A 25,859-nucleotide genomic window follows, 5' to 3' on the forward strand; every position below is an offset into this window, starting at 1 on the left:
AACCGCAAGGAACCCCCGTGACCAGACTCAGCGTCGAGATGCTGGCAGCGGACGCCCCTCCGCCGATCACCTCCGCCGGGCACGCCCAGCTGGGCATCGCCGTCCTGGTGGGCATCGCCGTCATCGTCCTGCTCATCACCAAGTTCAAGCTCCATGCCTTCCTGGCGCTGACCATCGGGTCGCTGGCGCTCGGGGCGGTCGCCGGGGCGCCGCTCGACAAGGCCATCACCAGCTTCACCAGCGGGCTCGGCTCGACGGTGGCCGGCGTGGGCGTCCTGATCGCGCTCGGGGCGATCCTGGGCAAGCTGCTCGCCGACTCCGGTGGCGCGGACCAGATCGTCGACACGATCCTGGCCAAGGCCGGCGGGCGGGCCATGCCGTGGGCGATGGTGCTGATCGCCTCCGTGGTCGGCCTGCCCCTGTTCTTCGAGGTCGGCATCGTGCTGCTGATCCCGGTCGTGCTGATGGTCGCCAAGCGCGGCAACTACTCCCTGATGCGCATCGGCATCCCGGCGCTGGCCGGTCTGTCCGTGATGCACGGTCTGATCCCGCCGCACCCCGGCCCGCTGGTCGCCATCGACGCGGTCAAGGCCAACCTGGGTGTGACCCTGGCCCTCGGCATCGTGGTCGCCATCCCGACCGTGATCATCGCCGGGCCGCTGTTCTCCAAGCTCGCGGCCCGCTGGGTGGACGTGCCCGCCCCCGACCGCATGCTGCCGCAGCGCGCCTCGGAGCAGCTCGAGCGCCGTCCGGGCTTCGGCCCGACGCTCGCCACCGTGCTGCTGCCGGTGGTGCTGATGCTGGCCAAGGCGCTGGTGGACATCGTCGTCGACGATCCCGCGAACCACACCCAGCGCGTCTTCGACGTCGTCGGCTCCCCGCTGATCGCCCTGCTCGCCGCCGTGATCGTCGGCTTCTTCACGCTGGGCCGGCCCGCCGGGTTCACCCGGGACCGGCTCCAGCAGACCGTGGAAAAGGGCCTCATGCCCATCGCCGGCATCCTGCTGATCGTCGGCGCGGGCGGCGGCTTCAAGCAGACGCTGATCGACTCCGGCGTGGGCCAGATGATCCTGGACATCTCCAAGGACTGGTCGATCCCGGCGCTGCTGCTGGCCTGGCTGATCGCGGTGGCGATCCGGCTGGCGACCGGTTCGGCGACGGTGGCGACGGTCTCGGCGGCCGGCCTGGTGGCACCGCTCGCGGCCGACATGTCGACCACCCACTCGGCCCTGCTGGTCCTCGCCATCGGCGCGGGTTCCCTCTTCTTCAGCCATGTCAACGACGCCGGTTTCTGGCTGGTGAAGGAGTACTTCGGGCTGAAGGTCGGGCAGACCGTCAAGACCTGGTCGCTGATGGAGACGATCATCTCGGTGGTCGCGGGCGGCCTGGTGCTGCTGCTGTCCCTGATCGTCTAGGGCCGCGGCAACCGGCGCCACGGCAGGCCGGCCCGTCCGGCCGAGGGCTTCCCCTCGGCCGGACGGGCCGGTTCCGCCTTTCCGGGCGCCGTCAACCGTGCCCGAGCGCGCGGGCGCGGGCCGCGTGGAAGGCCGCCAGCGGGTCGCGGTGGGCGTAGGCCCAGGGCTCCGGGGTGGCGTGGTCGCCGATGCGCTGGAACAGGGCCGCGGCCTCGGCCGGGCGGCCGGCGCAGGACAGGGCGAACGCCAGGTGGTTGAGGTCGATCAGGCGGCGCGGGTGTTCGTCGTGCTCCCACTCCAGCCACCAGTCGAAGCAGGCGCCCAGCACGCGCCGGGCCCGGGGGCCGGACCAGTGCCGGGAGGCGGCCGGGTCGGCGGGGCCCAGCCCGGTGGCGGCGAGGACCCGGTACCGCTCGGCGTAGGCGACCACCGGCAGCACGGCCAGCGGGGAGTCGGCGGGGGCCTCGGCGGCGGCCAGTTCGGCGGCGTCGTACACCTCGTGGGTCTCGGCGCGGCCGCATCCGGGCCGTTCGGCGAGGCAGGCGATCAGCAGGTGGTGGGCGTGGTGGTGCTCGGGGTGGCGGCGGCTCAGCTCGGTGAAGGCGCCGAGCAGGGCGCTCTCGGGGCCGAAGGCGCGGGCGAGCAGGAGCAGGCCGAGCCAGGGCGTGGGGTCGGCCGGGGCGAGGGCGGCGGCCGTGGCGCAGGAGTCGCGGGCCCGGCCGGGGTCCTCCGCGCCGCGTACGGCACGGTGGACGAGGGCGAGGGCCAGCAGGGTGGCGGCGTCGGCGGAGCCGGGCTCGGCGGCCAGCCAGTCGCCGGCCCACGCGGTGGCGCGGGGGTCCTGGGCGAGGACGGTGAGGCGGTGGCCGCGGCGGTCCCAGTCGTCGCCGGTGTGCACCAGCAGGGAGCGGGCGGCCTGCCGCCGGCCCTGGGCCAGCGCCGCGCGGGCGGTGCGCAGTTCGGCGTCGTCGAGGGCGGCGTCGAAGGCGTCCCGGGCGCCGGGGGCGGGGGCGTCGGACGGGTCCGTTGCGGCCCGGCGCGTGCCGAGCAGGGGCGGGGAAGGGGGCACCGCGGGGCTTCCTGTTTCTCGGGCTGCCATCGACCGATCACGCACAGCAAACCCCCCGCCAAGGGTCGCGTCAAGCGGAACAAGGCTGTTCATCCTTTCAACTTCCCTGTACGGAGGGGTACTTGGGCTCTCGCGGCGCAGGTGGGGCCCGTCGCGGGTGTGAACGCGGGGACATTCCTGTGGCGTATGCCATGCCCGCCCCGTCCCGCCGTCGCGGGCCGTCCGCCCCGGGTTCGGCGGTTGCGGATGTGGCGCACGCCATGGCGCGCCGCGCCCGGGTTGCGGACCATGGCCGCAACCGCCCGGTTCCGGGTACTTCCGGGGCATTGCCGTTCCGGTAGCGCTACAGTCGGCCACTGCACGCCCGTGGTCCGGCCGGATGATCGAGGTACACAGCGTGTCCGTTCTGGTACTGCTTCTCGCCGTGAGCGCGGCCTGCTGCCTCGGCTTCGGATTCGTCCTCCAGCAGAACGCGGCGCAGAAGGCGCCGCTCGGCGACTTCCTCTCCTTCCGGCTGCTGCTGGACCTGATGCGGATCCCGCGCTGGCTGGGCGGCCTCGCGCTGATGGTGGCCGGCATGGTGCTGGGCGCCATCGCCCTCGGCAAGGGCGAGATCTCGCTCGTGGAGCCGCTGCTCGCGACCAACCTGCTGTTCGCCCTCGCCCTCTCCCGGCACCAGACCGGACAGCCGCTCGGCCGTCAGGGCTGGGCCGGGCTGCTGCTGCTCGCGGGCGGGGTGAGCGCGTTCATCCTGGCGGGCGAACCGCGCGCCGGCACGGCCGTCACCGATCCGCTGCGGCACTGGCTGATCATCGGCGCGGTCGTGGGCGCGGCCCTGCTGATGACGACATACGCCAAGCGCTCCCGGCTGAGCGGCGGCCCGGTGCTGCTGGCACTCGCGGCCGGACTGCTCTACGGCGTCCAGGACGCGCTGACCCGGGTGAGCGGCACCCGCTTCTCCGACGGCGGCCTGACCGGACTGCTCACCGGCTGGCAGCCGTACGGCGTGGTCGCCTGCGGGGTCACCGGGCTGGTGCTGGTGCAGAGCGCGTTCGAGACGGCGCCGCTGCGCATGTCGCTGCCCGCGCTGACCGCGGCCGAGCCGCTCGCCGGGATCCTGTGCGGGGTGGGCTTCCTCGGGGACCGGCTGCGCACCGACACCGGGGCGCTGGCGGGAGAGGCGGCCGGGCTCGCGGCCGTGGTGGGGGGCATCGTGCTGCTCGGGCTGCACCCGGCGATGCCGTGCGGCGCGGGCGAGACGGAGCGGGGCACGCCGGACCTCCAGCGCCGCTGACCGGATGCCCGGCCCCGCACCGTACGGCCCTGCCCGGTCGGGCCCTGCTTGGATGACGGGCATGAATCCTGCTGACGAGATCCTCGACATCGTCGACGAGCACGACCGCGTCGTCGACCGGCGCCCGCGCGGCGAGGCGTACGCCCTCGGACTGCGCCACCGCTGTGTGTTCGTCCAGGCCCGGGACGCGGCCGGCCGGCTCTTCGTGCACCGGCGCACGGCGACCAAGCTGGTGTTCCCCTCCCTGTACGACATGTTCGTCGGCGGTGTCGTCGGCGCGGGCGAGTCCTACGACGACGCGGCGCTGCGCGAGGCCGAGGAGGAGCTGGGCGTGAGCGGACTGCCGCGGCCCACCCTCCTGTTCAAGTTCCTCTACGACGACGGCGCCGGGAACAGCTGGTGGTCGGCGGTGTACGAGGTGCGCTGCGACCTGCCCGTGCGCCCGCAGCCCGAGGAGGTGCAGTGGCACGCCTTCCTGCCCGAGGAGGAGGTCGAGCGGCGGCTCGGCACCTGGGAGTGGGTGCCGGACGGGCTGGCGGCCTACGAGCGGCTGCGTGCGTTCCGGGCCGGAGGGTGACCGCCCGGTAGGGTCGGCCGGGTGAGCGACTTCGTACGGAACATCCGGCTGTGGTTCGCGCCGGAGCGGGTGCGGGAGGAGGGCGGCACGCCCGACTACCGGTTCTCGCTGGCGAACGAGCGCACCTTCCTCGCCTGGCTGCGCACCGCGCTGGCGCTGATCGGCGGCGGGTTCGCGGTGGACCAGTTCCTGCCCGATCTGCGCTGGGCCTGGCGGGTCGGTCTGGCGCTCGCGCTGCTCGCGGCCGGGGTGCTGTGCTCCCTGCGGGCGGTGAACCACTGGGTGCGCTGCGAGCGGGCGATGCGGCGCGGCGAGGACCTGCCCGCCTCCCGGTTCCCGGTGCTGCTGAGCCTGGTCGTGGCGGTGGTGGCCGTCGCGATGGTCGTGGTCGTGCTGGTGGGGTGGGAGGGTTGACGGCCGGCGCGGAGGGCACGGGCCGGGACCCCGGGCTGCAGCCGGAGCGCACCCGGCTGGCCTGGCGGCGTACGACGCTGTCGGCCGCCGTGGCCACCGTGCTGGCCCTGAAGGCCGCTCTGCACGGGGGGCCGTCGGCGGCCGGCGTCCTGGCGGGCGCGGTGTGCTGCGCGCTGTGGCTGGCCCTCCTCGGGATCGCCCACTCCCGGGTCCGTGCCCTGACCACGACCCCCCGCCCGCCGGTGCTCGCCCCCCGCCAGGCGACGGCGGCGGTGCTGTGCGCCGGCGCGCTGGCGGTGTGCGCGGTGGTGCTGGTGCTCCAGTAGCCCCGCGGGCGGGAAGGCGCCGGTGTCTCTCCCCCGTCAGCGGTCGCGGAAGGCGAGTGCGACGAACTGGGTGGCCTCGTCCTCGGCGAAGTTGTCGTCGCTGACCAGGAGCAGGGTCCGTTCGCCGCTTCGCAGCCTGGGTCCCCAGGTCAGGCCCTCGGTGTTGACGACGGTGCTCAGCCCGAGGTCGTGGAAGTCGGCGACCAGCTTCTTGCGCATCGGCACGACCGCCCGGCCGGCCAGGGAGGACATGTGCCGCACGTCGGTGGCGCCGCGCGTGGTGGCGTCGAAGACACGGATCCGGTAACCGGCACCGGCCACCCAGGTGCGTTCGAGGACCAGGTAGCGGTCGGGGTCGTCGGGGAAGGCGAGGATCGCGGGCACGCCGGTGTCCGGGGCCCAGGGGCTGGACGGGTCGGACGCGGCGAAGATCTTCTCCAGCGGGTAGGCGAACTGCCGGAGCACCGCGCCGTCGCGGTTCTGCCGGGTCACCCGGACCAGGGCGCCGTGCCGCAGGTCGGGTTCCGGGCCGTCCTGGATCAGCGGGCCCTCCAGGGCGCTGGTGAACGTGGCGCCCCGGGAGCCGAACGTGATGGCCTCCACCCCCTTGTTCCGCCGGGGCCCCCGGTCCTGACGCGTGTACCGGTAGTCGGCCGGCAGCCGGAACTCGCCGCGGTAGGCGCCCGTGGAGCCGGCGATCCGGACGGACTGCTGGATCAGCGGATCGGCCGCCGACGAGGGCCGGTCGCCCTCCTGGGACCACCAGTACCGGCAGCTCCGCGGGTCGACCCGCAGCTCCTCCGGGTCCACGGCCTTGCCGTCGCGGGCGCTCGCCGGCGGGTGGACCGAGCCGTCCGGCTGCCGCAGCGGGTGCGTACCGGTGAAGTCGACGGAGCGCACGCCGGTGCCGTCCACGGCGATCCTGGCGGTGTAGAAGCGGGCGGGCTGGAGCACCGAGCGGTCGTCGCTGATCATGACGTACTCGCCCGTGCAGGGGTTGCGGTCGATGCCGGACAGTCCGCCGACGGTGGTGCCGCGGAAGGCGAGTTTGTGGGGAATGATCCGCTCCCCCAGCAACCGCGCGTGCCCGCCGGTCCCGGGTGCCTTGGTGTCACCGGCGGGCCGGGCCGCCGCCGCGGGCGTCATCGTCGTGACCATCATGAGCGCCACGACGCACGCGCGGCGGATCAAGGAAGTTCGCATGGGGTCGATCTTGGACCGGCGCACGCTCCCGGCGCAGTTACCCGTTCGTGTGAACGTCGGTCACGCCGGCGCCTGCGACGGGGCGAACTTTCCGCTCAACTCTGCAGTTTTCGCACGGCGGTTACCGCCGTGTGGTGAACGCCCTACGCGCGGCCCTCCCCGGCCTCCCGGTCCACGGTCACCACGATCTTGCCGCGGGTGTGGCCCTCCTGGTTCAGCCGGTGGGCGTCCGCCGTGCGCTCCAGCGGGAAGGTCCGCTGGACGTGGACGGAGAGGACGCCCTGGTCCGCCCATTCCGACAGGCGCGCCAGGTCGTCGGCGTCCGGGCGGACGAAGACGTACCGGCCGCCGTACTCGCGCACCTCCGGGTCGGTGATCGAGGCCAGCCGGCCCTCCGGGGCGAGGAGGCCCGCGGAGACCGTCAGCGTGTCGCCGCCGACGGTGTCGAAGATCGCGTCCACCCCCTCGGGGGCGAGTCCGCGCACCCGTTCCGCCAGTCCCTCGCCGTAGGCCACGGGTTCGCCGCCCAGGGTGCGGACGTAGTCGTGGTTGGCCGCGCCGGCCGTGCCGAGGACGCGGGCGCCGAGGTGGGCGGCGATCTGGACGGCGAGCGAGCCGACGCCGCCGGCCGCCGCGTGCACCAGGACGGTCTCGCCCCGCTTGACCTGGAGGGCCTTGACCAGCACCTGGTAGGCGGTGAGGCCGGCCAGCGGGAGTCCGGCGGCCTCCTCGAAGGACAGGGTGCGCGGCTTGCGGGCCAGGGTGCGCACCGGCGCGGCCACGTACTCGGCGCAGGTGCCCCGGGAGAGGAAGTCCTCGCGGACGTAGCCGATGACCTCGTCCCCGGGGGAGAACTCGGTGACGGCGGCACCGGGGCGGACGACCACCCCGCTGACGTCCCAGCCGGGGACCACCGGGAAGACGGCGTCCAGCACCGCGTCCAGGTGGCCCTCGCGGCACTTCCAGTCGACCGGGTTGACGGCCGCCGCGCGCACCTCGACCAGCACCTGGTCGGGACCCACCTTGGGGTCCCGCAGCTCGCCGTACTCCAGCACCTCGGGTCCGCCGTAGCGGCGGTAGCTGATGCCCTTCATGTCCTCGACCCTCCGGGGTACCCGGGCGGCACGCAACCGGGACGCCCCGTCGCCGGCACCCCGCACCCCGGAGGTGAGCGCCATGACCACCCTCCACCACGAGCACACCGCCCACGGGACGCACCGGCACGGGCCGGACTGCGGGCACTGCGCGGTGCCGCACGGCGATCATGTGGACTACGTGCACGACGGGCATCTGCACCGGGAACACGCGGGCCACTGGGACGAGTGCGAGCCGGCCGGGCACTCGGTCCACCGGGACCACGCGCACGTGCACCACGAGGAGTGCGGGCACGCCCAGGTGCCGCACGGCGACCACGTCGACTACCTGCACGGCGGCCATCGGCACGCCGAGCACGGGGACCACTGGGACGACCACTGACACACACGGGCCCAAGTCCGCCGGGGCCGCGGGCCTATCGTGGGCCGTGTCACGTTCGGCGCGATCTTCGCTCCCGCACTGGACGGCATACCGACCGGTCGGCATCATGAGTCGGGTCCTGTTCACCCGTCCCTAGGAGTGATGTATGAGCGCCGACCACCCGCCCGGGCTGGACCTGGACCGGCTGCGCGCCCTGCTCGAGAGCGAGCGCCCCGGTCTGGTGCACGGTCCGCTGACCGGACGGCTGATCGAGGGCGGACGGTCGAACCTCACCTACGCGCTCTCCGACGACCGCTCGAAGTGGGTCGTCCGCCGGCCCCCGCTCGGCCATGTGCTGGCCACCGCGCACGACATGAGACGCGAACACCGGGTCATCAGCGCCCTGCACCCGACCCGGGTGCCGGTCCCCCGCCCGGTGCTGCTGTGCGAGGACGAGGAGGTGCTCGGGGCCCCGTTCTACGTGATGGAGTTCGTCGAGGGCACCCCGTACCGCACCGCCGGGCAGCTCGCCCCGCTCGGCCCGGAGCGCACCCGGGACGCGGTGCTGTCCCTGGTGGACACGCTGGTCGAGCTGCACGCCGTGGACCCCGCGGAGGTGGGGCTCGCGGACTTCGGCCGCCCGGAGGGCTTCCTGGACCGGCAGCTGCGCCGCTGGGGCAAGCAGCTGGACGCCTCCCGCAACCGCGACCTGGCGGGCATCGACGAGCTGCACGCGGCGCTCGGCCGCGCCCTGCCCGCCTCCCCCGCCCCGGCCGTCGTGCACGGCGACTACCGCCTGGACAACGTGCTGATCGGCGACGACGACAGGATCAGGGCGATCCTCGACTGGGAGATGTCCACGCTCGGCGACCCGCTGACCGACCTCGGTCTGCTGGTGATGTACAGCCGGCCGCTGGGCATGCCCGACTCCCCCGTCTCCACGACCGCCGAGGCGCCCGGGCACCCCTCGCCCCGCGAGCTGGTCGAGCGGTACGCCGAGCGCTCGGGGCGGGACGTGTCGGCCGTCTCCTGGTACGAGGCGTTCGCCTGGTTCAAGCTCGCCGTGATCCTGGAGGGCATCCACTACCGCTACACGCTCGGCCAGACGGTCGGCCGCGGCTTCGACCGCATCGGCGACCTCGTCCCCGTCTTCATCCGCCACGGACTGACCACCCTTCAGGAAGGCTGACCGCACATGGACTTCGCGTTCGACGCGCGCACGGAAGAGCTGCGCGCCCGGCTGCTCGCCTTCATGGACGAGTACGTCTACCCGGCCGAGGCGGTCGCCGAGGAGCAGCGGGCCGCGCTCGCCTCGCCGTGGGACACCCCGGCCGTGGTGGAGGAGCTGAAGGCCGAGGCACGCCGGCAGGGCCTGTGGAACCTCTTCCTCCCCGACGCCGAGTACGGTGCCGGGCTGACCAACCTCCAGTACGCGCCGCTCGCCGAGATCACCGGCCGGTCCCCGCACCTCGCGCCCACCGCGACCAACTGCGCGGCGCCCGACACCGGGAACATGGAGGTGCTGGCGCAGTTCGGCACCGAGGAGCAGAAGAAGCGGTGGCTCCAGCCGCTGCTGGCCGGGGAGATCCGCTCGGCGTTCGCGATGACCGAGCCGGAGGTGGCCTCCTCGGACGCCACGAACATCACCACGCACATCGAGCGGGACGGCGACGAGTACGTCATCACCGGCCGCAAGTGGTACATCTCCGGCGCGATGAACCCGGACTGCGCGATCTTCATCGTGATGGGCAAGACGGACCCGGACGGCGCCGACATCCGCCGCCAGCAGTCCATGGTCCTGGTCCCCCGCGACACCCCCGGCGTCACCGTGAAGCGGGCCATGCAGGTGTTCGGCTACGAGGACCACTCGCACGGCGGCCACGCCGAAGTGGTCTTCGACCGGGTGCGGGTACCGGTGGCCAACCTCGTCGGCGAGGAGGGCGGCGGCTTCGCCATCGCCCAGGCCCGGCTCGGCCCCGGCCGGATCCACCACTGCATGCGGCTGATCGGCATGGCCGAGCGGGCGATCGAGCTGATGTGCCGGCGGGCGGTGTCCCGTACGGCGTTCGGCAAGGCGCTGGCCCAGCAGGGCGTCGTACAGAACTGGATCGCCGACGCCCGGGTCACCGTGGAGCAGTTGCGGCTGCTGGTGCTGAAGACGGCCTGGCTGATGGACACCGTCGGCAACAAGGGCGCGCACACCGAGATCCAGGCCATCAAGATCGCCACGCCGCGCGCGGTGGTCGGCATTCTGGACCGGGCGATCCAGCTGCACGGCGCGGGCGGGGTGAGCCAGGACTTCCCGCTGGCCGAGCTGTACGCGAGCGCCCGCACGCTGATGCTCGCCGACGGCCCGGACGAGGTGCACCAGCGGTCGCTGGCGCGCCGGGAGCTGAAGAAGTACCTCTGACCCCGCCACCGGACGCGTGGTGCCGTGACCCATTGAGCGCGCGTCCGGTATGTGGTGTCGTACCTCTTCCGGGGTGGCCGGGACCGGCCGCCGGCGTGTCGAGGGGGAAAGCGTGACCGAGTCGCGGGACCACGCGGAGTGGGGCCCGGCCGCCGGGCCCGGGGTGACCCTGGAGCGGCTGCTGTCGGTCGTGGGCCCGGGGGCCCTGGAGCTGGACACGGCGCCCGGCGGCCTGGCCGTGGCCGTCGGCGGCGCCACCGTGCTCGATGTGCTGGCCCCCGAGATCCGGCCCGGGGAGCTGGTGCTCGCCGTCGGCGTCGCGGCCGGGTCGGCCCAGGCGGTGGACGTCGTACGCCGGGCCGGTGCCGCCGGGGCCTGCGGGGTGGTCTTCGGCCCGGAACGCCCCGAGGGGGCCCTGGGTGTCCTGCGCTCGGCGGCCCACGAGGCCGGTACGGCGGTGCTGTTCCGCACCTGGTACCGGTGGGAGGAGCTGGTGGCGGCGCTCCGGGCCGGGCTCGCCGCGGCGGGGGTGCCGCCGTTACCGGCCGCCCGGGGCCTGGCGCTGGGCGATCTCGACGGACTGGCCGACGCGGTGGCCGCCCTGGTCGGCGGCTCGGTGACCATCGAGGACACCGAGTCGCGGGTGCTGGCGTACTCCTCCACGGAGGAGAACGTGGACGAGATGCGCCGGCTGACCATCCTCGGACGGCGCGTGCCCGCCTGGCGGGTCGCCGCGATGCACGACGCCGGTTTCTTCCGCGCCCTGTGGGCCACGGACGACGTGCTGCACCGGCGCGCCCAGGGCGACAACCCCGAGCGGCTGGTGTGCGCCGTCCGGGCGGGCGGCGAGGTGCTGGGCTCCGTCTGGGTGGCGGCGGTCGCGGGCCGGCCGCTGTCCCCGAACGCGGCCCAGGCGCTGCGCGCCGCGTCCCGGGCCGCCGCCCCGCATCTGCTCCACCACCGCACGCGCGGCGCGGACAGCCGGCTGGTGGAGGACGCGGCGCGCGCCCTGCTGGAGGAGCGCGGCTCGGCCGAGGCGCTGGCCGAGCGGGCCGCGCTGCCGGCCCGGGAGCCCTGCGCGGTGCTGGCGGTGGGCGTGGACAGCGGGGGGCGGGGGCCGGCCGGTGAGCCGTCCCGGATGTACGCGCTGCTCGCCCTGCACTGCGCGGCCCTCGGCCACCGGATCGTGGTCGTGCCGGCGGGCGGCCGGGCACTGGTGCTGGTCGGCGCGCTGGACCGGGACGCGGACCGGGCCCGGGAGCGGATGACGGCGCTCGGCACCTCGCTGACCGCCCGCCTGTCGGCGGCCACCGGCGCGCCGGTGCGGGCCGGGCTGGGCGAGGTGGTGCCGGCGCTGGCGCAGGCCGCGCGGTCGCGCCGCAGCGCCGAACAGGCGCTGAAGGCCCTCGCCCGGACCGGGGACGGACGGGCCGTGGCGTGGGTGGAGGACGTGGCCGACACCATCGGCGTCCTGCGCGTGCTGGAGGCGCTGCGGGACCTGGAGCTGCCGCCGGGGACCTCGGTGGCGCGGCTGGCCGCGTTCGACGCCGAGCACGCCGGCAGCCGTCTGGTGGAGTCCCTGCGGGCCTACCTGGACCACTTCGGCGATGTGCCGGCCGCCGCGCGCAGCCTCTCGCTGCACCCCAACACCATGCGGTACCGGCTGGGCCGGATCACGGCCGTGTCGGGGCTGGACCTCGGCAGCCCGGACGCCCGGCTGCTGGCGCAGCTGCACCTGCGCCTCGGCCTCGAGGACGGGGAGCGGCGCGGCACCCCGGGCCCCTGAGACACCGTTCGTGCGCCCGCACCGCCGAAAAGGGCGTTCTTGCCCCCGCGCCACCGCAGGGACCGTTCGTGCCCCCGCACCACCGCAGGGACCGTTCGTGCGCCCGCACCACCGAAGGCGCCGTTCCTCGTCGCCGCGCACGAAGGCGGCGCGCGCCGGGGGCGGACCCCCGGTGCGGGCCCGGCCGGGGCGGGTATGCCTGTGCGCGGCCGACGAAGACCGTCCCCGGGTGCGGCGAGCAGCCTGGTCGTGTGCCCGGGGAAACGGCCCCGGGCCGCCGTCCCCGACCGGAGGGTGCACCATGACCGCTGTGTCCCGTGCCGCCGCGCGCCGCGAACACGTCCTGAAGGAAGCCGTGCGGCAGGGCCTGCTCGACCCGGACCTCTCCCCGCTGGCCGGTTTCGTGGACCTCGACGGTGTCGCGGCCACGGTCCGGGCCCTGCGCGAGGCGTTTCCCGGCGCCCCCGAACTGCCCGCCGTCACGCACGCGTTCGCCGCGAAGGCCAACTGCCTGGTGCCCGTGCTGCGGGAGCTGGCGCGGCTCGGGATGGGCTGCGAGGTCGCGACCGGGGGCGAGCTGGCCCGGGCACTGGCGGCCGGGTTCCCGGCCGACCGGATCGTCTTCGACTCCCCGGCCAAGACGCGCGCCGAGCTGGCGCGGGCCCTGGAGCTGGGGGTGGCCGTCAACGCCGACGGCTTCCAGGAGCTGGAGCGGATCGCCGCGCTGCCGCAGCTCCGCACGTCCGCGTCCCGGATCGGGGTGCGGCTGAACTGCCAGGTCGGCGGCGGGGCCATCGCCGCGATGAGCACCGCCACGAGCACCTCGAAGTTCGGTGTCCCGCTGACGGACCCGGGCAACCGGGAGCGGCTGCTGCGGGCGTTCGCCGCGTATCCGTGGCTGACCTGGGTGCACACCCACACCGGGTCGCAGGGCTGCCCCCTGGACCTGATGGCGCGTGGGGTGGCGCAGGCGGTGGAGTTCGCCGGCCAGGTGACGGCGGCGTTCGGCCCGGGCCGGGTGGAGGGCATCGACATCGGCGGCGGGCTTCCGGTGAACTTCGCCGACGACGAGGTCACGCCGACGTTCGCCGACTACGTCGGACAGCTGCGGGCGCACGCCCCGGGGCTGTTCGAGGGCCGGTACCGGGTCGTCACCGAGTTCGGCCGCTCGGTGCTGGCGAAGAACGGGTTCCTGGCGGCGTACGTCGAGTACACCAAGAGCGCCGGGGGCCGGCCGATCGCCGTGACGCACGCCGGGGTGCAGGTCGCCACCCGGACGGTGTTCAGCCCCGACGCCTGGCCCCTGCGGATCGAGGCGTACGGCCCGGACGGGGCGGCCCTGCGGGCGCGGCCGGTGCGGCAGGACATCGCCGGCCCGGCCTGCTTCGCCGGCGATCTGCTGGCCCGCGACCGGGCGCTGCCGCCGCTGCGGCCGGGCGACCTGGTGGCGGTGCCGGACACCGGCGCGTACTACTTCTCCACGCCGTTCCACTACAACAGCCTGCCCGAGCCGGCCGTGCACGGGGTCCGGACGGACGCGGCCGGCCGGGTGGAGTTCACGCTCGTGCGGCCCGCGCAGGATCCGTGGCTGCTGACGGACCGGGACGGCGTACCGGGGCCGGAGCCGGTTCCGGCCGGCGAAGACCGGTGAGGAGCGGCCCGGTGTCCCGGTCCGGTCCCGGGCGGCCCGGCGGGGGCGGGCCGCTGCTGACCCAGCGCGCCGCCATCGTGTTCCTGCTGGCCGGGCTGGCCGGCGCCGGGGCGAGCGTGCTGGCGGCGCTGGCCGGCAGCCCCTGGCCGGTCGCGGTGAGCGCCGGCGCCGGCACGGCCGCCTCGGCGGTGCTGTTCTTCAAGGAGATCATCGACTAGGCGCCCGGCGCCCCGGGCTCAGGGGCGCAGGGCGCGCAGCAGGAGGTCGGCGAGGTGGTCGGCGACCTGCTGGGGGGTCAGCGGGCCGTCGGGGCGGTACCACGTCGACAGGTGGTGGACGGAGCCGAAGTGGTAGTCCACCACCAGGTCGGCCGGGGTCGCCGTGGAGAAGACGCCCTCCTTCTGGCCCTCCTCCACCAGCGCGCGGAAGCGTTCGTGGTAGCGCCGGCGCTCGGCGCGGACCTGCTTGTTCTTCTCCGGACTGAGGTGGTGCATGGACCGGAAGAAGATCGACGCGTCGTCGAGGTTCTCGATGGTGGTGACGACCACGTCGGCCGCCGCGTCCCTGAGCCGCTTGGCCACCGGCTCGTCGGCGTTCGCGTACATGTCCAGCCGCTCCTGCTGGAGGCGCAGCACCCGCGCGTACACCTCGTGCAGCAGGTCGTCCTTGGAGCCGAAGTAGTGGTACAGCGCGCCCTTGGTGACGCCGGCCGCCTCCACGATCTCCTGCACGGAGGTGCGGTCGTAGCCCTGCTCGGCGAAGAGCCGGGTGGCGGCGGCCAGCAGCCGCTGCGGAACGGGCGTGCCGTCTCCGTCCGTGGTCCTGGGCACTGCCGCCACCTGCCTTTCCATGGTGTTCAGTCGGTGTTCCGGGAACGCAGTTCCCGACGGAGGATCTTCCCACTCGCCGTCTTGGGCAACTCGGGCAGGATCTCCACCTGACGCGGGTACTTGTACGCGGCCAGTCTCTCCTTGCAGTACGCGGCCAGTTCACCGGGGGCCGCCTCGGCGCCCGGACGGAGGCTGATATACGCCTTGACGGTCTCGCCCCGGTACCCGTCGGGCACCCCGACGACGGCCGCCTCGCGCACCGCCGGGTGGGTGTAGAGGACGTCCTCGACCTCGCGCGGCCACACCTTGAAGCCGGACGCGTTGATCATGTCCTTCTTGCGGTCCACGACGTACAGCCAGCCCTGCTCGTCCATGAACCCGATGTCGCCGGTGCGCAGCTCGCCGTCCGGGAAGGTCTCGGCGGTGGCGTCGGGCCGCCGCCAGTAGCCGGGCACCACCTGCGGCCCGCGTACGACGATCTCCCCGTGCTCCCCGAAGGGCACCTCCGCGCCCTGGTCGTCCAGGATGCGCACGACCGTGTCGGCGCCGGGCAGGCCGACGGACAGGGTGCCGGAGACCGGGTCCACGGGCGCTTCCAGGTGGGGCGGGACGGAGGCGCAGGGGGCGGTGCACTCGGTGAGGCCGTAGCCGACCCGGATGTACGGCCCGAAGCGCTCGCGGAACCGCTCCACCAGGGCGGGCGGTACGGGCGCGCCGCCGGAGGAGAGGTTCACGAAGGAGGCGAAGTGCTCGCGGGTGGCGCCGGGGTGGGCGGCGAGCGCCATGTAGGCGGTGGAGGGGCCGACGGTGTAGTGCGGGCGGTGCTCGGCGAAGGCGTCCAGGACGACACCGGGCTCGAAGCGGTAGGTGAGCACCAGGGTGCCCGCGCTGCTCAGGCAGGCACCGAACTGGCAGACCATGCCGGTGATGTGGAACAGCGGGGCGAGCGCGTAGTAGACGGGCGCCTCGGGCAGGCCGAGTCCGGTGCTCTGCCGCTCGGCGTTGTACATGATGTTGGCGTGGGTGTTGGTGGCGCCCTTGGGGGCGCCGCTGGTGCCCGAGGTGTAGCTGATCAGCGCGATGTCCTCCGGGCGCGGCAGACGGCCCTCGGGGGGCCGGCCGCCCTGCCGGGCGACGGCCGTCAGGTCGTCGGCGTCCGGGGCCTGGGGCAGCCGCTCGAAGGCCAGCACACGGGGGTCGTCGCGGGTCTGGAAGTCCCGTTCGCAGGCGGTGAGCACGATCCGCACCGGGGAGTCGGCGGCGGTCTGCCGCAGATACGTCTCCCAGGCCCGGTCGGAGCAGATCAGCGCGGTCACCTCGCCGTCCCGCAGGACGTGCGCCACCTCCCGCGACTTGTACATGGGGTTGACCGGGACGACGGTCGCGCCCGCCTTCCAGGCGCCGAGCACGGCCAGCACGAAGTGCGGGGAGTTCTGCAGCAGGACGGCCACCCGGTCGCCGCGCCGGAGTCCGCGCCCGGCGAGGTGGGCGGCGACGGAGTCGGTCAGCTCGTCGGTCTCCCGGTAGCTCAGCCGGGTGTCGAAGTAGGTGAGGAAGGCGCGGTCGGGGTGTTCGGTGACGGCGGTGCGCAGGGCGTGCACCAGGGAGTCGGCGGGGTCGAGCGGGGCGCGCTGGGCGTCGGTCAGCAGCGCGAGCCAGGGGCGGTCGGCGTAGCGGGAGGCGGTCACCGGGCGGCCTCCCACTTCTGCTGGACGCGGTTCATGGTGGCGAGCCAGCGTTCGGGCTCGCCGGCCCGCGCCTGGTAGAAGCCGGCGACCTCGGGGTGCGGCAGGATCAGGAAGCGGTCCTCCTCGATGCCCTTCAGCAGGGCGTCGGCCACGGCCTCGGGCTCGATCGCGGTGGGCCGCAGCACCAGGTCGCCGGCGCTGCCGGTGGCGGCCAGCATGTCGGTGCGGACGCCCTGCGGGCAGATGGCGTGCACCTTCACGCCCCGGTGGCGGTAGGTCAGGGACAGCCACTCGGCGAAGGCGTAGGCGCCGTGCTTGGTCACGCTGTAGGAGGGCGCGCCGATCATGGTGAGCAGTCCGGCGGCGGAGACGGTGGAGACGAACCGACCGGCGCCCCGCTCCAGCCAGCCGGGCAGCAGCGCGTGGGCGGCGCGGACGTGGGCCATCAGGTTGACGTCCCAGGACGTCTCCCAGGTGCGCTCGTCCAGGGCGGTGAGGTCGCCGTCCTCGAAGGCGACCCCGGCGTTGGCGCAGTAGACGTCCACCGTGCCGCCGAGGGCGTCTTGTGCCGCGTCGACGATGCGGGAGGCGTCGCCGGGTACGGCGGTCCCGCCGATCTCCTCGGCCACCGCCTCCGCCTTGCCGGGGTCCAGGTCGTTGACCACGACCCGGGCGCCCTCGGCGGCGAACCGCCGGGCCAGTGCGGCCCCGATCCCCCCGCCCGCTCCGGTGACGACCACTCCCGCATCCCGCACGGCTTCCACCCTCGGTCTCCTTCGACACGACACGACGCGACTCGGCCCAGCGAGCGTCAGACTAACCAGTCGGTATGTGTAAAAGGAAGGGCGGGCGCGCCAACCTCTAGGGGACTGGAGGACTCATGGACCTGTCCCGAAGAAACCTGCTCGCCTCGACCGCACTGGCGGCGACTCCGATGCCCCACCACCACCGCGAGCCGCTCCTCACCGGCTTCGAGAACCTCGCCGCCCACGACTACGCGCCCCTCGCCGGCCAGAAGGTCGGCATCGTCACCAACCCCACCGGCATCACCAGAGCCACCGAGCACATCGTCGACGTGATGCACCGCGACCCCCGGGTCGAGCTGACGGCGGTGTTCGGCCCGGAGCACGGCTTCCGCGGCACCGCCCAGGCCGGCGGCTCCGAGGGACGCCACGACGACCCGGCGACCGGCCTGCCGGTGTACGACACGTACCTGAAGAGCGGCCGGCCGCTCGCCGACGTCTTCACCGCGTCCGGCGTGGACACGGTCGTCTTCGACATCCAGGACGTCGGCGCCCGCTTCTACACCTACATCTGGACCCTGTACGACTGCATGGAGGCGGCGGCGCTCGCCGGGAAGCGTTTCGTCGTGCTGGACCGCCCCAACCCGGTGACCGGCCGTGCGGCCGAAGGCCCGGTGCTGCGCGAGGAGTTCGCCAGCTTCGTCGGCCGGAAGCCGATCGCGCAGGCGCACGGCATGACGGTCGCGGAGCTGGCCGGCCTGTTCAACGGGGAGTTCCTGAGCACGCCGGTCGAGCTGGAGACCGTACGCATGTCGGGCTGGAAGCGGACCGCGTTCCACGACGCCTCGGGCCTGCCCTGGGTGCCGCCGAGCCCCAACATGCCCACGCCCGACACAGCGTTGGTGTACTCCGGGACCTGCCTGTTCGAGGGCACCAACCTCTCCGAGGGGCGCGGCACGACCCGGCCCTTCGAACTCCTCGGCGCCGAGGGCGTGGACGGGCGCTGGGCCGCCGCCGTGAACGGGCTGGGGCTGCCGGGCGTGCGGTTCCGGGAGGCGTACTTCGCTCCCACGTTCTCCAAGTTCCAGGGGAAGACCGTGGGCGGGGTGCAGGTCCATGTGACCGACCGGGCCGCCTTCGACCCCGTGCGCACCGGGGTCGCGCTGCTGGTGACGGCGCGGAAGGTGTGGGACGGGTTCGCGTGGCGGTCCGACCACTGGATCGACAAGCTCACCGGTTCGGACCGGGTGCGCACGATGATCGACGCGGGCGCGGACACCGACGAGGTGACGGGCGCCTGGCAGGAGGAACTGGCCGCGTTCCGGCGGGTGCGAAAGGGGTATCTCCTGTACAGGTAGCGCGTCTTTCGGGGGACGAGGGAGCCGGGCATGGCGGATGCCGCAAGGAGCGTGACCCCTTACTGGGAGCTGACCTTCGACGCGGACGAGGACGTGGACGGCCCCGAACGGGACCGGCTGCTGGCGCAGGTCACCGAGCGCGGCGTGCGTGACCTGGTCGTCTTCGCGCACGGATGGAACAACGACCGTTCGGGCGCGACCGCGCTGTACCGGCGTTTCCTCGCCCCCGTCCCGGAGCTGGCGCCGAAGGCCCGGATCGGGTACGTCGGGGTGATCTGGCCGTCGATGCGGTTCAGCGACGAGCCGATCCCCGACTTCCCGAGGTCCGTCGCGGCCGAGGAGGTGCGGGCGGCACCCCGCCCGGCGCTGGACAAGGACACCCGGCGCGCGCTGCTGGAGACCTTCCCGGGCCGGACGACCGTGCTGGACCGGCTGGCCCGGCTGCTGGACGAGCGGCCGGCCGGCACCGAGGGGCCGGCCGAGTTCGGGCGGATGGTGCGGCTGCTGCTGGAGCCCGAGGGGCGGCGGGCGGTGGCCGACACCGACGAGGACGGCGAACCGGCCGTGTTCACCGGGGACCCGGTGGCCGCCTGCGAACAGTTCGCCGAGGCCCTTGCCGCGCTGCGGCCGGCCGCCGGAGCGGCCGGGTTCGGCCTGCCGAACCCGTGGGACGGTGCGAAGGAACTGCTGCGGCAGGTGACGTACTACCAGATGAAGCGGCGGGCCGGCACCGTCGGTGAGCACGGACTCGGGCCGCTGCTCGGGCGGTTGGCGAAGGCGGCGCCCGGGGTGCGGGTGCATCTGGTGGGACACAGCTTCGGCGGCCGGCTGGTGGCGTTCGCGCTGCGCGGGCTGCCGGAGCCGGTGCGCTCGGTGAAGTCGGTGACCCTGCTGCAAGGGGCGTTCTCGCACTACGCGTTCTCGGCCCGGCTGCCGCACGCGGCGGGCCGGTCGGGGGCGCTCAAGGACGTCCAGCGGCGCGTCGACGGTCCCCTGGTGTGCTGCCACTCGCGCTTCGACACGGCTCTCGGCACGATCTATCCGCTGGCCTCACGGCTCGCCGGGGACGACCGCTCCTGCGCCGGGAACGAGATCGCGGCCGTGCTGGGCCCGCGCTGGGGTGCCCTGGGGCACGACGGGGTGCAGGCGGTGCCGGGCACCGCCCGGCTGGACCTGGCGGCGGCGCTCGGCGGCGGGCTGCCGGCGTCGGGCTGTGTGAACGTGGACGCGGCGGCCGTGGTGCGGCGCGGGGGCGCGCCGACCGGGGCGCACAGCGACATCGTGCACCCCGAACTGGCGCGGCTGGTACTGGCGGCGGGCCGTATCGCCTGACCCGCCGCCCTTGAACCCCGGACCGGTTCAGCCGTTGCACCTCGGACCGGTTCGGCGGTCGGACCCCGGACCGGTTCAGCGATGTGAGGTGAACTCCACGACCTGCTGGTAGGTCGGCCGGTTCTGCCAGCCGATCCGGCCGTGCTTGATGCCGCCCAGGGCGCGCTGGACGATGGAGTCGGCGCACCACTGGTCGCCCGCCGCGCACTGGTCGTCGCCGGGGTAGACCTGGGCGGCGGTCAGCGCGGCCGCCTGCTTCAGGGTGCCGGTCAGCCGGTCCCGGCAGGCGGTGAGGCTGCCGTCACCGCAGTACGTGCGCGCCAGCGGGCCCTGTACGGGCTCTTTGAGCACCGCCCGGATGTCCTTGTCGACGTAGGACCACCAGCCGTACTGGAAGGCGCTGCCGGCGTGCGAGCCGGTCGGGCCGTGTCCGGCGGAGGGGGCCTCGTCGACGGGCAGGTTGCGGGTGAGGGCGGTGTACAGGCCGGTGCCGAGGCCGGGTTCGAACTCGGCCTTGACCAGCAGCGGCCACCAGGCGTCCAGGATGCGGATCGCGTCCGCGTCGGCGTAGGTCTTCGAACCGGCGGAGGTCTCGGTGCGCTTGGCGCCCGCGGTCACCCACGCCTGGAGCTTGGCCACCGCCGCGGCGGCCGTGGGGTCGGTCACCGGCTGGGAGGTGACCACCTTGAGCAGCCTGGGCAGCACGTCCTCGGCGCGCAGGTCGGCGAGGCCCGCGTCGGCCATGGCCTGCGTCAGCTTGGCCCGGGTCACCCCGCCGGCCGCGACGAGCCTCTTCACCCGGTCGTCCAGCAGGTTGCCGCGGTGCACCGGGCCCTCGCCCCAGGGCGCGGCGGCGTAGTCCGCCGCCTGCTTGTTGTTCCAGGAGATGTAGTAGTCCTGGTCGACGGAGTTCGGGTGGGCGGAGGCGGGGGTGTAGTCGGCGGTGTTCCCGGCCGGGTCCCAGCCCCGCCACTCGTAGGCGGGGGCCGCCCACACCGGGAAGTCGGCGTCGACCCCGGTCGCCCGGACCGGGTTGTCGCCGCTGTTGTAGTACGCGGTGTGCTGGGAGTCGGCGTAGAACCAGTTGAAGGTGTAGTTGATGTGCCGGGCCGCGTTCTGGAAGTCCTGCGGGCCCTTGACGTAGTCGGGGTCGTTCAGCATCTGGAAGCCGATGATGGAGTCGGCCTCGTGCAGGTAGGAGGAGCGCAGGGTGGTGTAGGCGACCTTCTTGCCGCCGACGGTCGCCCGGTAGGCCACCGGTCCGTACTCGGTGCGCCAGACGCGCATGGTGTACGACCCCGCGGCCGTGCCGTCGGCCACGGTCGGCTTCCAGGCGTTCTTCTGCTCGACCTTCTCCATCGCGGTGCAGGTGCCGTGGAAGAGGTAGTGGTAGTCGTCCTGGCACAGTTCGACCGCGTAGGTGTCGATGATGTCCTGGCCGGAGGTGGTGGCGCTCCACGCGTAGTCCTGGCCGCGGCCGAGCTCGACGTACATGCTCAGGCCGGCGAAGGAGGCGCCGCGGGCGCTGATGCCGGGGCCCTGGATCTCCTGGAGCAGCAGCAGTTGCGGGGCGAAGTAGCCGGTCTGCGGCCCGAAGACGGCGATCGGGTGGCCGCTCGCGGTGTGCTTGCCGCTGACCACGAGGGCGTTGGACATGCCGCGCCGGGCGGAGCCGAGCGCGGTCCCGGCCGCGGTGGCCGAGGTCTTCGCGGCGCCCGCGGTGACGGCGCTGCCGGTGCGGTCGTACACGAGGGGTTCGGGGGTCACCGAGCCGGCGTCGGGCAGGGCCGCACCCCGGGGGTCGGCGGGCCTGGCGCCGTAGGGGAAGCTCTCGCCGTTGTGCAGGGTGAGGACGGCCTCGGGGTCGTTGCGCTGGCGGAAGGACTCCCAGACCTTCGTGCCCTCCGCCACGCCGTACCTGTCCTGGGCGGCCAGCAGGGACAGCGCGTTGTCGACCTCTCCGCCGCCGCCGGAGCCGAACAGGGAGCCGATGACGGAGGCCAGCGCCACCAGGTCGGTGACCTTGAAGTGGTCTATCGTGCCGGCGTTGGTGATGGAGTCCTTGTGCCCGGTCAGGACGTACTCGCCGGGGAAGTAACGGCCGCTGTCGGAGGCGTCGATGTAGGCGTTGATGCCGTCGAGGTAGGCCTTGACGTCGGCGAGGGCCTGCTGGCCGCGGGCGCCGTTGTGCGCCACGGCGTTGTCGATCTGCGCCTGGAGGTCGGCCTCGGTGTAGGGCGCGTTGCGGTAGAACTGCTGCTCCAGGCCCTGGTTGCTGGGTGCGCCGCCCGCGAAGCCGGTGAGTCGGCCGCGTCCGACGTGCCGGAAGACGTCCATCAGCCAGAGCCGGTCCTGGGCCGCCGCGTATCCGGCGCCGAACTCGGTGCCGTAGCGGGTGGTGCCCGTGATGTGCGGCACGCCGGTCTTCTTGTCGCGGACGATGGTGACGTCGGTGCGGCCGGCCGGTTTCTCGGTGGAGGCGATCTGGTCGGCGGGGACGCCGAAGGAGGCGTCGTTGAAGAAGGCGTTGACGGTGGCGTCGGTCAGCGTCTTGTAGCCGGTGGCCAGGTCGGCGTACGGGCCGAGCTGGTCCTCGGCGTGCGCGGGCTGGGTGCCGAAGGCCTGGTTGAGCAGGATCTGCGCGAGGGTGGCGTTGCCGTTCTCGCCGGGCGGCAGGATGTCCGAACACCGGCCGCCGCAGTGGTCGTTGGGGGCCGCCGCGCCGGTCGCCGCCACCGCGGTCCGTGTGAGGGGAGTGAGGAGACCGGCGACGAGGACGCATACGGACGCCGTCTTCAGGAACCCGGGAAGTCGGCGGGACGTTCTCCGTCTGTCAGGGGCGGTACGTGGGGTTCGCCGTGGCATGGCGGCTCCTAGCGACTGGGGTGGCCGAACGTTACCGCCGGTTATCCCCACGTTTAAAGGTGAACATGCGTCACTTTCTGGAGTCCGCAAGGAGAACCGGAGAAGAGATGGAGCCGAATCGCCTGTCGATACGTCTATTCGGCGACGTCCGTGCGACGACGCCGAAGTGACCGCAGTGCAGGTACAGGTGTGACGGAGGTGCAGGGCGATGGCCGGTTTCCGGAGTCTGGCGAGACAGGTACGCGACCCGGACTGCGATCTGGCACTGCGGCGGTACTCGCTGCGCAAGTGCCTGGAGAAGTTCGCCCCTTACGGGCATCGGGCGACCTGGGACCATCTGTGCTCCCGGGCGGGGTTCGGCCCCGAGGACCGCTCGCCCGATCCGGCGCGGCTGGTGGCCGCGCTGGAGGAGTTGGAGGAGGCCCGTGACGTCTGGCTCGCCTACGAGACGGACTTCACCGAGCGGCGCAAGCGGGAGAAGCACGACGGACTGCGCCGGCCGGGCAGCGTGGACGACTGGCACCGGCTGACCTGGGGCGGGTTCGGGGTCGCCTGGTGCGACGACCCGCGGGTGCATCCCCGGGCGCCGCTGGCGGAGGTGCTGCGCCGGCTGATCGCCGCGCTGGAGCGGGAGCCGGGCACGTCGTGCCCGGTGTGCGGCGGGGAGCGGCTGGTCTGGAAGTACGGCCTGGACCACGAGCCGTCGTCCGGCCCGGTCTGCACGGGCTGCGGCATCCTGGTCCCGCGCCCCGTGCTCAGCCCCGTGGCCCTCCGGCACGCGGGCCGGGACCGCCAGCTGACACCGGCCTGACCACCGGTCGCGGCGAGGTGCGGGGGTGCGCAGGGGATGCCGCACCCCTCCCGGGGAAGGCCCGCCGGGAGGCGGGTGGTGTGGTCGGTGGCGGCGGGCACCCTCAAGACATGGTGCAGGTGTGTCTCAACGGAAGCCGCTCGGCCGCCGACGACGCGGGCGTCCCGATGTCCCCGGAGGATCTGGCCCGTTCCGCCGCCGAGGCGGTGGCGGCCGGTGCCACCTCGGTGCATGTCCATCCCCGGACACCGTGCGGGCGCGAGAGCCTCTCCCCGCGCGTGGTCGGTCCGGCGCTGGAGGCGATACGGGCGCGGGTGCCGGTACCGGTCGGCGTGACCACCGGTGCCTGGACGGAGCCCGGCCCGGCGGCCCGGCTCGACCGGGTGCGCTCCTGGACGGTGCTGCCCGACTTCGCCTCGGTCAACTGGCACGAGGACGGCGCCGCGGAGGTCGCGGCGGAACTGCTGGCCCGGGGCGTGGGTGTGGAGGCGGGCCTCTGGTCCGGCACCCCGGGAGCGGCCCGGTTCGCGGCCTCGCCGCTCGGGCCGAGGGTGCTCAGGGTGCTGGCCGAGGTGACCGACCCGGATCCCGCGAGCGCCGAGGCGTCGGCGCGGGCGCTGCTGGCGGAGCTGGGGACGGCGCACGGCCGCCCGGTGCTGCTGCACGGCGAGGAGGGCGGCACCTGGCCGGTGCTCCGGCTGGCGGTCCGGCTGGGTCTGGCCACCCGGGTCGGCCTGGAGGACACCCTGCTGCTGCCGGACGGCCGACGGGCCGGGTCGAACGCCCGGCTGGTGGCGGAGGCGGTGGCGGAGCGGGCCCGGTTCCGGCGCCCGTACCGGGCCGGACGCACCGGCGATGGGCGACGGTAGCGGCGCGGGCGGCCGGGGTGCGGGGCTCCGCCGCACCGGTGTCACCGCCGGGCGCCGCGCGCGGCTCAGCGGCGCTCCGCCATGAGCCGGGAGCCCGTCAGGCGGTCGCCGAACACGTCGTCCGGGTTGGAGAGGGCACAGGTCTTCAGGGACAGGCAGCCGCACCCGATGCAGTCGGTGAGCTGGTCGCGCAGCCGGTGCAACTGCTGGATGCGCTCCTCCAGTTCCGAGCGCCACATCTCCGACAGCCGCGCCCAGTCCTCCCTGGTCGGCGTGCGCCCCTCCGGCAGTTCCGCCAGGGCCTCGCGGATCGTGGCGAGGGGGATGCCGACCCGCTGGGCCGCGCGGATGAAGGCGACCCGGCGCAGGGTGTCGCGGCTGTACCGGCGCTGGTTGCCGGAGGTGCGCCGGCTGGAGATCAGGCCTTTGGTCTCGTAGAAGTGCAGGGCGGACACCGCGGCTCCGCTGCGCGCGGACAACTGGCCGACGGTCAGCTCGTGGATCTTCTCGGGAATCTGGGGCACCCCTCAGAGATTACAGAGACCCCCGGCCCCACCGGCCCCGCGTCCGTTGACATCGTCCCGCCACCCGACCATGCTAAGCAGTTGCTTAGAGATGCGAGCGAGAGGCCGGGAACATGGCAGAACCGAGGATCTTCACCTCCCCCGACGAGCTGAGGGCGGCCGTGGGCGAGCAGCTGGGGTACACCGACTGGCTGGAGATCGACCAGAAGCGGATCGACCTGTTCGCCGAGGCGACCGGCGACCACCAGTGGATCCACGTGGACCCGGAGAAGGCCGCCGCCGGGCCGTTCAGGACCACCATCGCGCACGGCTATCTCACCCTGTCGCTGCTGCCCCTCTTCGGGCCGCAGCTCATCCGGGTGGAGGGCGTGAAGATGGGCGTCAACTACGGGACGAACAAGGTCCGCTTCCCCTCCCCCGTCCCCGTGGGCTCCCGGCTGCGCGCCACCGCGAAGATCACCGGCGTCGAGGACGTCACCGGCGGTGTGCAGGTGGCGGTCGCGTTCACCGTGGAGCGCGAGGGCGGCGACAAGCCGGTGTGCGTCGCGGAGTCGGTGTCGCGGTACTACCTGTAGGCCCGTGCCGCCCGGCGGGGCTCAGCGGGCCCCGACCATCCGCAGGACGAGGTCGGCGTAGAGCGCGCCGACCTCCTCCGGGGTGCGCGGGCCGTCCACGTTGAACCAGCGGGCCACGTCGATGCACAGCGACAGCACGGCGAGCGTGGTGCCCCGCACGTCCAGGACCTCGAACTCGCCGGCGGCCACGCCGTCCTCGATGATCCGGCGCACCTCGGCGTCCACCTGGCGGCGCAGCGCGACGATCTCGGCGCGGGCGTCGGGGCCGAGGGCGTCCAGCTCGTACTGCACGACCCGCGCGGTGGTGCGCCGTCCCGCGTGCCAGCGGACGAAGGAGCTGACCGCGTCGGCCAGCCGCTCCTTGGCGGTGCCCTCGCGGCGGGCGGCGGTGCGCAGGATGCCGAGGGCCTTGTCGTGGCCGATCCGGCTGATCCGGTGGAGCAGCTCTTCCTTGGTCTTGTAGTGGATGTACAGCGCGGCCGGGCTCATGCCGGCGCGGCCCGCGATGTCGCGGGTCGTCGTGGCGTGGTAGCCGCGCTCGGCGAAGGCCTCCACGGCGGCGACGAGCAGCCGCCGGGCCGCGTCCGGGGTGACCTCTTCCCACGGCTCCACTTCGCCGCCGGTCGTCTCCTCCGCCGTACTCATCGCTCGCTAGCCCCTCTCG

Annotated in this window: 25 protein-coding genes; 16 read left to right on the top strand and 9 right to left on the bottom strand. The window is 73.8% G+C overall.

Annotated features, from left to right (window positions below):
• The first annotated feature begins 17 nt into the window (after window positions 1-17).
• Window positions 18-1,415, top strand: coding sequence for a gluconate:H+ symporter (locus HB370_RS09630; protein WP_030781449.1), 1,398 nt, complete (start codon window positions 18-20; stop codon window positions 1,413-1,415).
• 91 nt (window positions 1,416-1,506) lie between these two features.
• Here the strand turns inward: HB370_RS09630 and HB370_RS09635 are convergent, their stop codons facing one another.
• Window positions 1,507-2,484: a hypothetical protein gene (locus tag HB370_RS09635; RefSeq protein ID WP_167512956.1), complete on the bottom strand. Its 978-nt coding sequence runs from the start codon at window positions 2,482-2,484 to the stop codon at window positions 1,507-1,509.
• Window positions 2,485-2,881: 397 nt separating this feature from the next.
• Between HB370_RS09635 and HB370_RS09640 the strand changes: the two genes are divergently transcribed.
• The 4 genes from HB370_RS09640 to HB370_RS09655 all read left to right on the top strand — a co-directional run bounded on the left by HB370_RS09640 (window position 2,882) and on the right by HB370_RS09655 (window position 5,095).
• Window positions 2,882-3,778 (top strand): DMT family transporter, encoded by an 897-nt coding sequence (locus tag HB370_RS09640; protein ID WP_037701453.1) that lies wholly within the window; start codon window positions 2,882-2,884, stop codon window positions 3,776-3,778.
• Window positions 3,779-3,839: 61 nt separating this feature from the next.
• Window positions 3,840-4,355, top strand: a complete 516-nt coding sequence (locus tag HB370_RS09645; RefSeq protein ID WP_030781457.1) for an NUDIX domain-containing protein — start codon at window positions 3,840-3,842, stop codon at window positions 4,353-4,355.
• Window positions 4,356-4,376: 21 nt separating this feature from the next.
• Complete coding sequence (locus HB370_RS09650) at window positions 4,377-4,769, top strand: DUF202 domain-containing protein (RefSeq protein WP_030608433.1); 393 nt, start codon at window positions 4,377-4,379, stop codon at window positions 4,767-4,769.
• The gene (locus HB370_RS09655; RefSeq protein WP_030781460.1) at window positions 4,766-5,095 is read left to right on the top strand and encodes a DUF202 domain-containing protein; all 330 of its coding nucleotides are present in this window, start codon (window positions 4,766-4,768) and stop codon (window positions 5,093-5,095) included. Before HB370_RS09650 ends, HB370_RS09655 begins: the two co-directional genes overlap by 4 nt.
• Before the next feature lie 36 nt (window positions 5,096-5,131).
• On the opposite strand, the gene HB370_RS09660 is transcribed toward HB370_RS09655, so the two are convergent.
• Window positions 5,132-6,298: an esterase-like activity of phytase family protein gene (locus HB370_RS09660; RefSeq protein WP_037701457.1), complete on the bottom strand. Its 1,167-nt coding sequence runs from the start codon at window positions 6,296-6,298 to the stop codon at window positions 5,132-5,134.
• A gap of 143 nt (window positions 6,299-6,441) precedes the next feature.
• The gene (locus HB370_RS09665; RefSeq protein ID WP_030781463.1) at window positions 6,442-7,392 is read right to left on the bottom strand and encodes an NADP-dependent oxidoreductase; all 951 of its coding nucleotides are present in this window, start codon (window positions 7,390-7,392) and stop codon (window positions 6,442-6,444) included.
• An 82-nt stretch (window positions 7,393-7,474) separates the two neighbouring features.
• Here HB370_RS09665 and HB370_RS09670 point away from each other — a divergent pair, with 82 nt between their 5' ends.
• The 6 genes from HB370_RS09670 (at window position 7,475) to HB370_RS09695 (ending at window position 13,818) form a co-directional block, all read left to right on the top strand.
• Window positions 7,475-7,774, top strand: a complete 300-nt coding sequence (locus HB370_RS09670; RefSeq protein ID WP_030781465.1) for a hypothetical protein — start codon at window positions 7,475-7,477, stop codon at window positions 7,772-7,774.
• A 145-nt stretch (window positions 7,775-7,919) separates the two neighbouring features.
• A complete protein-coding gene (locus HB370_RS09675; RefSeq protein ID WP_030781467.1) occupies window positions 7,920-8,942 on the top strand; it encodes a phosphotransferase family protein in 1,023 nt (340 codons plus the stop codon).
• A 6-nt stretch (window positions 8,943-8,948) separates the two neighbouring features.
• The gene (locus HB370_RS09680) at window positions 8,949-10,163 is read left to right on the top strand and encodes an acyl-CoA dehydrogenase family protein (protein WP_030781469.1); all 1,215 of its coding nucleotides are present in this window, start codon (window positions 8,949-8,951) and stop codon (window positions 10,161-10,163) included.
• A gap of 112 nt (window positions 10,164-10,275) precedes the next feature.
• Complete coding sequence (locus HB370_RS09685; protein ID WP_167512957.1) at window positions 10,276-11,949, top strand: helix-turn-helix domain-containing protein; 1,674 nt, start codon at window positions 10,276-10,278, stop codon at window positions 11,947-11,949.
• Window positions 11,950-12,250: 301 nt separating this feature from the next.
• Window positions 12,251-13,600 (top strand): diaminopimelate decarboxylase, encoded by a 1,350-nt coding sequence (locus HB370_RS09690; RefSeq protein WP_051815605.1) that lies wholly within the window; start codon window positions 12,251-12,253, stop codon window positions 13,598-13,600.
• 11 nt (window positions 13,601-13,611) lie between these two features.
• Window positions 13,612-13,818 (top strand): hypothetical protein, encoded by a 207-nt coding sequence (locus HB370_RS09695; protein WP_037701425.1) that lies wholly within the window; start codon window positions 13,612-13,614, stop codon window positions 13,816-13,818.
• A gap of 18 nt (window positions 13,819-13,836) precedes the next feature.
• On the opposite strand, the gene HB370_RS09700 is transcribed toward HB370_RS09695, so the two are convergent.
• Genes HB370_RS09700 through HB370_RS09710 form a run of 3 tightly spaced genes read right to left on the bottom strand, consistent with a single transcriptional unit; the run spans window position 13,837 to window position 16,882 of the window.
• Window positions 13,837-14,430: a TetR/AcrR family transcriptional regulator gene (locus HB370_RS09700; RefSeq protein ID WP_030781477.1), complete on the bottom strand. Its 594-nt coding sequence runs from the start codon at window positions 14,428-14,430 to the stop codon at window positions 13,837-13,839.
• Window positions 14,431-14,456: 26 nt separating this feature from the next.
• Window positions 14,457-16,118, bottom strand: a complete 1,662-nt coding sequence (locus tag HB370_RS09705; protein WP_030781480.1) for an AMP-binding protein — start codon at window positions 16,116-16,118, stop codon at window positions 14,457-14,459.
• Window positions 16,115-16,882, bottom strand: a complete 768-nt coding sequence (locus HB370_RS09710) for an SDR family NAD(P)-dependent oxidoreductase (protein WP_030781483.1) — start codon at window positions 16,880-16,882, stop codon at window positions 16,115-16,117. Before HB370_RS09710 ends, HB370_RS09705 begins: the two co-directional genes overlap by 4 nt.
• 116 nt (window positions 16,883-16,998) lie before the next feature.
• Here HB370_RS09710 and HB370_RS09715 point away from each other — a divergent pair, with 116 nt between their 5' ends.
• Complete coding sequence (locus HB370_RS09715; protein ID WP_030781486.1) at window positions 16,999-18,219, top strand: DUF1343 domain-containing protein; 1,221 nt, start codon at window positions 16,999-17,001, stop codon at window positions 18,217-18,219.
• A 30-nt stretch (window positions 18,220-18,249) separates the two neighbouring features.
• Entirely contained in the window at window positions 18,250-19,551 is a 1,302-nt protein-coding gene (locus HB370_RS09720) for a hypothetical protein (RefSeq protein WP_030781489.1), read from the top strand.
• A 75-nt stretch (window positions 19,552-19,626) separates the two neighbouring features.
• Here HB370_RS09720 and HB370_RS09725 read toward each other — a convergent pair whose 3' ends face one another.
• Window positions 19,627-22,416, bottom strand: coding sequence for a penicillin acylase family protein (locus HB370_RS09725; RefSeq protein ID WP_030781492.1), 2,790 nt, complete (start codon window positions 22,414-22,416; stop codon window positions 19,627-19,629).
• 208 nt (window positions 22,417-22,624) lie between these two features.
• Here HB370_RS09725 and HB370_RS09730 point away from each other — a divergent pair, with 208 nt between their 5' ends.
• The gene (locus tag HB370_RS09730; protein WP_030781495.1) at window positions 22,625-23,227 is read left to right on the top strand and encodes a hypothetical protein; all 603 of its coding nucleotides are present in this window, start codon (window positions 22,625-22,627) and stop codon (window positions 23,225-23,227) included.
• A 110-nt stretch (window positions 23,228-23,337) separates the two neighbouring features.
• Window positions 23,338-24,096, top strand: coding sequence for a 3-keto-5-aminohexanoate cleavage protein (locus HB370_RS09735; RefSeq protein WP_051815607.1), 759 nt, complete (start codon window positions 23,338-23,340; stop codon window positions 24,094-24,096).
• Window positions 24,097-24,161: 65 nt separating this feature from the next.
• Here HB370_RS09735 and soxR read toward each other — a convergent pair whose 3' ends face one another.
• Window positions 24,162-24,620 carry a redox-sensitive transcriptional activator SoxR gene (soxR, locus tag HB370_RS09740; protein ID WP_030781501.1) on the bottom strand — a complete coding sequence of 153 codons (459 nt, stop codon included), beginning with the start codon at window positions 24,618-24,620 and terminating at the stop codon, window positions 24,162-24,164.
• Between the two features lie 113 nt (window positions 24,621-24,733).
• Here soxR and HB370_RS09745 point away from each other — a divergent pair, with 113 nt between their 5' ends.
• A complete protein-coding gene (locus tag HB370_RS09745) occupies window positions 24,734-25,195 on the top strand; it encodes a MaoC family dehydratase (protein WP_030781505.1) in 462 nt (153 codons plus the stop codon).
• Between the two features lie 21 nt (window positions 25,196-25,216).
• Here the strand turns inward: HB370_RS09745 and HB370_RS09750 are convergent, their stop codons facing one another.
• The gene (locus tag HB370_RS09750; RefSeq protein ID WP_030781508.1) at window positions 25,217-25,840 is read right to left on the bottom strand and encodes a TetR/AcrR family transcriptional regulator; all 624 of its coding nucleotides are present in this window, start codon (window positions 25,838-25,840) and stop codon (window positions 25,217-25,219) included.
• Between the last annotated feature and the right edge of the window lie 19 nt (window positions 25,841-25,859).

This window comes from Streptomyces sp. DSM 40868 (assembly GCF_011820545.1).
Lineage (GTDB): Bacteria > Actinomycetota > Actinomycetes > Streptomycetales > Streptomycetaceae > Streptomyces > Streptomyces eurythermus.

Excerpts from the sequence above, each read along its gene's own strand:
- HB370_RS09725 (WP_030781492.1), bottom strand. The coding sequence starts at position 22,416 with ATGCCACGGCGAACCCCACGTACCGCCCCTGACAGACGGAGAACGTCC.
- HB370_RS09675 (WP_030781467.1), top strand. The coding sequence starts at position 7,920 with ATGAGCGCCGACCACCCGCCCGGGCTGGACCTGGACCGGCTGCGCGCC.
- HB370_RS09735 (WP_051815607.1), top strand. The coding sequence starts at position 23,338 with ATGGTGCAGGTGTGTCTCAACGGAAGCCGCTCGGCCGCCGACGACGCG.
- HB370_RS09660 (WP_037701457.1), bottom strand. The coding sequence starts at position 6,298 with ATGCGAACTTCCTTGATCCGCCGCGCGTGCGTCGTGGCGCTCATGATG.
- HB370_RS09690 (WP_051815605.1), top strand. The coding sequence starts at position 12,251 with ATGACCGCTGTGTCCCGTGCCGCCGCGCGCCGCGAACACGTCCTGAAG.
- HB370_RS09730 (WP_030781495.1), top strand. The coding sequence starts at position 22,625 with ATGGCCGGTTTCCGGAGTCTGGCGAGACAGGTACGCGACCCGGACTGC.
- HB370_RS09715 (WP_030781486.1), top strand. The coding sequence starts at position 16,999 with ATGGACCTGTCCCGAAGAAACCTGCTCGCCTCGACCGCACTGGCGGCG.
- HB370_RS09645 (WP_030781457.1), top strand. The coding sequence starts at position 3,840 with ATGAATCCTGCTGACGAGATCCTCGACATCGTCGACGAGCACGACCGC.
- HB370_RS09680 (WP_030781469.1), top strand. The coding sequence starts at position 8,949 with ATGGACTTCGCGTTCGACGCGCGCACGGAAGAGCTGCGCGCCCGGCTG.
- HB370_RS09750 (WP_030781508.1), bottom strand. The coding sequence starts at position 25,840 with ATGAGTACGGCGGAGGAGACGACCGGCGGCGAAGTGGAGCCGTGGGAA.
- HB370_RS09745 (WP_030781505.1), top strand. The coding sequence starts at position 24,734 with ATGGCAGAACCGAGGATCTTCACCTCCCCCGACGAGCTGAGGGCGGCC.
- HB370_RS09670 (WP_030781465.1), top strand. The coding sequence starts at position 7,475 with ATGACCACCCTCCACCACGAGCACACCGCCCACGGGACGCACCGGCAC.
- HB370_RS09720 (WP_030781489.1), top strand. The coding sequence starts at position 18,250 with ATGGCGGATGCCGCAAGGAGCGTGACCCCTTACTGGGAGCTGACCTTC.
- HB370_RS09665 (WP_030781463.1), bottom strand. The coding sequence starts at position 7,392 with ATGAAGGGCATCAGCTACCGCCGCTACGGCGGACCCGAGGTGCTGGAG.